This is a genomic window from Halomonas sp. TH-94 (assembly GCF_057473365.1).
Genome location: NZ_JBYCKL010000114.1, coordinates 1 through 4,949, shown reverse-complemented (window position 1 = coordinate 4,949; position 4,949 = coordinate 1). Strand labels below are relative to the sequence as shown.

The 4,949-nt window shown below is 64.1% G+C and carries 5 protein-coding genes; 2 read left to right on the top strand and 3 right to left on the bottom strand.

Features of this window, described 5'->3' with window-relative positions; translation table 11 throughout:
• From AC2VNO_RS19275 to prlC, 3 genes are all read right to left on the bottom strand, one after another.
• Nucleotides 1–520 (bottom strand): Na/Pi symporter (locus AC2VNO_RS19275; protein WP_486935642.1); only part of this gene is annotated, 520 nt, incomplete at its 3' end.
• A gap of 2 nt (nt 521–522) precedes the next feature.
• Entirely contained in the window at nt 523–768 is a 246-nt protein-coding gene (locus AC2VNO_RS19270) for a YheV family putative zinc ribbon protein (RefSeq protein WP_486935641.1), read from the bottom strand.
• A gap of 74 nt (nt 769–842) precedes the next feature.
• Nucleotides 843–2,894: an oligopeptidase A gene (gene prlC, locus AC2VNO_RS19265; protein WP_486935640.1), complete on the bottom strand. Its 2,052-nt coding sequence runs from the start codon at nt 2,892–2,894 to the stop codon at nt 843–845.
• A 140-nt stretch (nt 2,895–3,034) separates the two neighbouring features.
• Here prlC and AC2VNO_RS19260 point away from each other — a divergent pair, with 140 nt between their 5' ends.
• Both AC2VNO_RS19260 and AC2VNO_RS19255 read left to right on the top strand, forming a co-directional pair.
• The gene (locus tag AC2VNO_RS19260; RefSeq protein WP_486935639.1) at nt 3,035–4,375 is read left to right on the top strand and encodes a sodium-dependent transporter; all 1,341 of its coding nucleotides are present in this window, start codon (nt 3,035–3,037) and stop codon (nt 4,373–4,375) included.
• A 42-nt stretch (nt 4,376–4,417) separates the two neighbouring features.
• A partial coding sequence (locus AC2VNO_RS19255; protein ID WP_486935638.1) for a gamma carbonic anhydrase family protein occupies nt 4,418–4,949 on the top strand: 532 nt, incomplete at its 3' end.

The following is a 4,949-nucleotide window of genomic DNA, read 5'->3' as shown; positions in this document are numbered from 1 at the left end:
TACCCAGCAATAGACCGGCAATGCCTGCTTGTGGCCCACTCAGCCGGTAGCGGCCGAGCAGCCCGAGGGCGAGCAGCGGCATGGCATATTGCGCCAGATCGAAGCGCAGGCCGAATGAGGCGATCAGCCAGGCGCCGGTGGTCGTGCCGAGATTGGCACCGAACAGCAGGGCGATGGCGCCGGGCAAAGCGACCAGGCCAGCGCTGACGAAGGACATCGCCAACAGGGTTATCAGCGAGCTGGACTGCACCACGGCGGTGGCCAGCGCACCAACGCCGATGGCGCGCCAGGGGCTGCGGGTGGCCCCATGCAGCCAGCGATCCAGAGTGCCCCCGGAGAGCCGTTTGATGGCTTCTTCCAGATGGCTCATGCCCCACAGGAACAACCCGAGGCCGGCGGCCAGCGTGGCCAGATCGGGGCGCGAGAGCAGCAGGGCGGCAGCCGCTGCCAGACCAAGTAGCTCGAGGTGGCGTCGCCTTTCCGGTCGCTGCCTGGTGTCGGCGGCCGTCGCTCCGGCCACGTTCAGCGGCTCCCGGGGTCGAGAATTCTCACTGTCTGGATGGTGTTGCGGCGCTGCTCCTCGCGCTCGCGGTTGACCCGGGTTTCCAACTCGGCTGCCGTCTCCTCTTCTATGGCCGCCTGTTCGAAAAAGTCACAGCTGACGCAGTCGCGATAGCGTACGCCATTCTGTTCCCAGGCGCGTATGCGGTCCATTTCGGCACAGCGGGGGCAAACGGCACCGGCAATGAAACGTTTCTGTATGGCCATGATGCCTCCCTTGATTGGCCGCCGAGGGAACCCCGGCGGCGGTGTGGCTACGATAGCGTGCCGCGATGCCGTTGTCAGGCGGCGCGAATTCCGCTGTGACGCAGCAGCGGCTCGACGCTTGGATCGCGGCCGCGAAAGGCGCGGAATAGCGCGGCTGCGTCGCGGGCACCGCCCTGCTCGAGAATTTCGCTGCGAAAGCGCCGCCCGGTTTCGGCATCGAAGATACCGGCTTCCTCGAACGCGCTCCAGGCGTCGGCAGAAAGTACCTCGGCCCACTTGTAGCTGTAGTAGCCGGCGGCATAACCGCCGGCGAAGACATGGCTGAAGCCGTTCTGGAAACGGTTGAAGTCTGCCTTGGGCACCACCGAGACGGCACTGCGGACTTCGTCGAGCAGCGCCTGTACGGCTGACGCCGTGGGAGCGCTCAATTCATGATGCAGCCGCAGATCGAACAGTGAGAATTCGAGCTGGCGCACCAGGCCCATGGCCGACTGGAAGTTCTTGGCCGCCTGCAGACGTTCGAGCAGCTCCGCCGGCAACGGTTCGCCGGTGTCGACATGGCCGGCGATCAAAGCGAGACCCTCGCGCTCCCAGCAGTAGTTCTCCATGAACTGGCTGGGCAGCTCTACGGCATCCCACGCCACGCCGTTGATGCCGGAAACCTCGGCCACCGTCTGGCGGGTCAGCATGTGGTGCAGGCCATGGCCGAACTCGTGAAACAGCGTGGTGACTTCGTCGTGGGTCAGCAGGGCGGGTTTATCGCCCACCGGGCGGGTGAAGTTGCAGGTCAGATAAGCCACCGGCAGCTGCAGCCCGCCGTCTTCGTGATGGCGCCGCACTCGGCACTCGTCCATCCAGGCGCCGCCGCGCTTGCCCTCGCGGGCATAAAGATCGAGATAGAAGCCGGCAATGGGCTCCCCTTGTTCGAGAATTTGGAAGTAGTGCACCTCAGGGTGGTATAGCGGCGCCTCGCTGTCCTCGGCAAAGGTGACGCCGTAGAGCCGCTCGACGACTCGAAAAAGGCCATCGACCACTCGCGGTGCGGGGAAGTAGGGGCGTAGCTGCTCCTGGGAAATGGCGTGACGGGCTTCGCGCAGTTTTTCACTGACGTAGCCAATGTCCCAGGGGGCGAGTTCGGTCATGGCCAGCGTGTCGCGGGCGTAGGCTTCGAGCTCGGCGAACTCTTCCCGCGCTTGGGGCACCGCGCGACGGGCGAGATCTTCCAGGAATTCCAGCACCTGGTGCGGCGATTCGGCCATCTTGGTGGTCAAGGAGTAGTCGGCATAGCTGCCGAAGCCCAGCAGTTCGGCCAGCTCACGTCGCAGATGCAGGGTCTCCTCGATGACCGGCGCATTGTCGTACTCGCCGGCATTGGGGCCCTGGTCGGAGGCACGGGTGACGAAGGCGGTATACACCTCGCGCCGCAGCTCGCGGTCGTCGGCAAAGGTCAGCACCGGGTAGAAACTGGGGAAGTCGAGGGTAATGCGATACCCGCTTACGCCCTTGGCTTCGGCATTGGCTGCAAGCGTGGCCAGGGCGCTCTCCGGCAGGCCGGCCAGCCGGGTATCGTCGTCGATGTCCTTGTGCCACGCCTGGGTGGCATCGAGCAGATGATTGGAGAAAGTGTTGGCCAGTTCCGACAGGCGCGACTTGATCTCGCCATAGCGTTTCTTCTGTTCGGCCGGCAAGTCGACACCGGCGAGGCGGAAGTCGCGCAGGGTGTTGTCGACGCTGCGCCGCTGGGCCTCGTCCAGTTCGGCCCAGGCAGGGCCCTCCTTGAGGGCCTGCCAGACGCGAAATAGCCTTTCATGCTGCCCCAGCCAGGTGGAGTAGTCGGACAGCTTGCCCAAGCAGGCCTGATAGGCCTCGCGCAACGCAGGTGAGTTCATGGTGCCGTTGAGGTGCGATACCGGTGACCAGGCGCGCGACAGTCGGTCGTTGAGCGCTTCCAGCGGAGCGGCAAGGCTCGCCCAGGTCGGTGTTTCCTGCTCAGCGCTCTCTACCAGTGACTCGATGGCGAGGCGGTTGTCGGCCAGCAGCTTGTCGATGGCCGGCACCACGTGCTCCGGCTTGATCTCGGCGAAAGGGGGCAGCTCATGGGATTCAAGCAGGGGATTGTGGGGCATGCGCACCTCGGGTTGTGTTATCGAAGAAGCGGAATAGCGTTTAGATGCGGCCAGAGCGGCGGGGTTTCAATCCCGCCGGGGATTGGTGCCGGAGTTCCGGCCTGATAGGCTTGCGCCTCCACGAAAGTCGAGGTAACGCCATGAACGCAACCCTGGAGCGCTGGACCACGCGGCGCGCCTTCATCCTGGCGGTGACGGGCGCAGCGGTGGGGCTGGGCAACATCTGGCGTTTTCCTTACATCACCGGGGAAAATGGCGGCGCTGCCTTCCTGGTGCTTTATATAGCCTTCGTGTTGCTGCTGGGGCTGCCGGTCATGATGGCTGAAATCCTGGTGGGGCGCGCCGGTCGACGCGCCCCCATGCAGTCGCTGGGGTATCTGGCCGGCCAGGCCGGTGCCAGCCGCCACTGGCGGTGGTTGGGGTTGTTTGGTGCCTTTACCGTTTTTTGCATTCTCTCCTTCTACTCCGTTGTCTCGGGCTGGTCGATCGAGTTCCTGATAACGGCGGTGAACGGCGATTTCGTAGGACGGAGCGCTGCTGAGATCGGCGCCGGTTTCGATGCCTTCCTCGCCGACCCGCGACGCTTGGCCTTCAACCACAGCCTCTTCCTGTTCATGACCATGACCGTGGTGGCGGCTGGCGTGGCCAAGGGGTTGGAACGGCTCAACAATCTGCTGATGCCGCTGCTGTACCTGCTGCTGGTGCTGTTGGCCATCTATGCGGCCACTACCGACGGCTTCGTTCCCGCGCTGGCCTGGCTGTTCAAGCCGGATTTTTCGGCCATCACCCCGCTGGTGGTCATGCATGCCATGGGGCACGCCTTCTTCACCCTGGCGGTGGGGGCCTGTGCGCTGATGGCCTACGGTGCCTACATGCCTGAGCATCAGAGCCTGCCTCGTGCGGCCGGGGCCGTAGCGGTGCTGGATGTGAGCGTGGCGCTGCTGGCCGGGATCGCCATCTTTTCGGTGGTCTTTTCCCAAGGCATGGATCCCGGCGAGGGGCCGGGGCTGATGTTCGTCACACTGCCGGTCGCCTTTGCCGAGCTCCCTTGGGGCGCTCTGTGGCTCAGCATATTCTTTCTGCTGCTGCTGTTGGCGACCTGGACCTCTTCCATCAACCTGGCCGAGCCGATGGTCGCCACACTTCAGGGCTTGGGGCTGGGCCGGGGAAAGGCTTCGGCAGTGGTGGGTGTCGCGGTGTGGCTGCTGGGCCTGCTGTCGGTCCTTTCATTTTCGAACCTGGCCGAATGGCGCCCGCTGTTCGGCATGAACGTTTTCGAGCTCGTTACTACCATTCCTACGGAAGTCTTTCTGCCGGTAGGTGGTTTATTGATCGCCTGCTTTGCCGCCTGGGTCATGCCGCAGCAAGAGTCGAGAGCGGCTCTGGGGGTGTCTGAATCGGGCTTTCTGCTATGGCGGACGGTGGTACGCTGGATATCGATTCCTCTGGCGGCCGTGGTGCTGGCGGCCGGGCTGCTGTAATCCATCTGATGCGTCCGGCAAGAGGCCGGCCTGGAGGTTTGCATGAGTTCGAACGACTCCATTCGTGGCTGGGGGGACAAGCGCCCCACCCTGGGAGCGCGGGTCTACGTCGATCCGGCCAGCGTGGTGCTGGGCGACGTAGTGCTGGGCGACGATAGTTCGGTGTGGCCCATGGCAGTGATTCGCGGCGATATGCACCGTATTCGTATCGGAGAGCGCACCAGCGTGCAGGATGGCAGCGTGCTGCATATCACCCATGCCAGCGACTTCAATCCCGACGGCTTTCCATTGACCATCGGCGACGACGTCACCATCGGTCATAAGGCGATCCTGCACGGCTGCACCCTGGGGAATCGTATCCTGGTGGGCATGGGAGCCATCGTCATGGACGGTGCCGTGGTCGAGGATGAGGTGATCATTGCCGCCGGCGCCGTGGTAACGCCGGGCAAGCGCCTGGAGAGCGGCTTCGTCTATGCCGGCAACCCGGCCAAGGCCCTGCGTCCGCTGAAGGACAAGGAGCGGGAGTTCTTCCCCTACACGGCCGGAAACTACGTCAAGCTCAAGGATCAGTACC

Excerpts from the sequence above, each read along its gene's own strand:
- prlC (WP_486935640.1), bottom strand. The coding sequence starts at position 2,894 with ATGCCCCACAATCCCCTGCTTGAATCCCATGAGCTGCCCCCTTTCGCC.
- AC2VNO_RS19260 (WP_486935639.1), top strand. The coding sequence starts at position 3,035 with ATGAACGCAACCCTGGAGCGCTGGACCACGCGGCGCGCCTTCATCCTG.
- AC2VNO_RS19270 (WP_486935641.1), bottom strand. The coding sequence starts at position 768 with ATGGCCATACAGAAACGTTTCATTGCCGGTGCCGTTTGCCCCCGCTGT.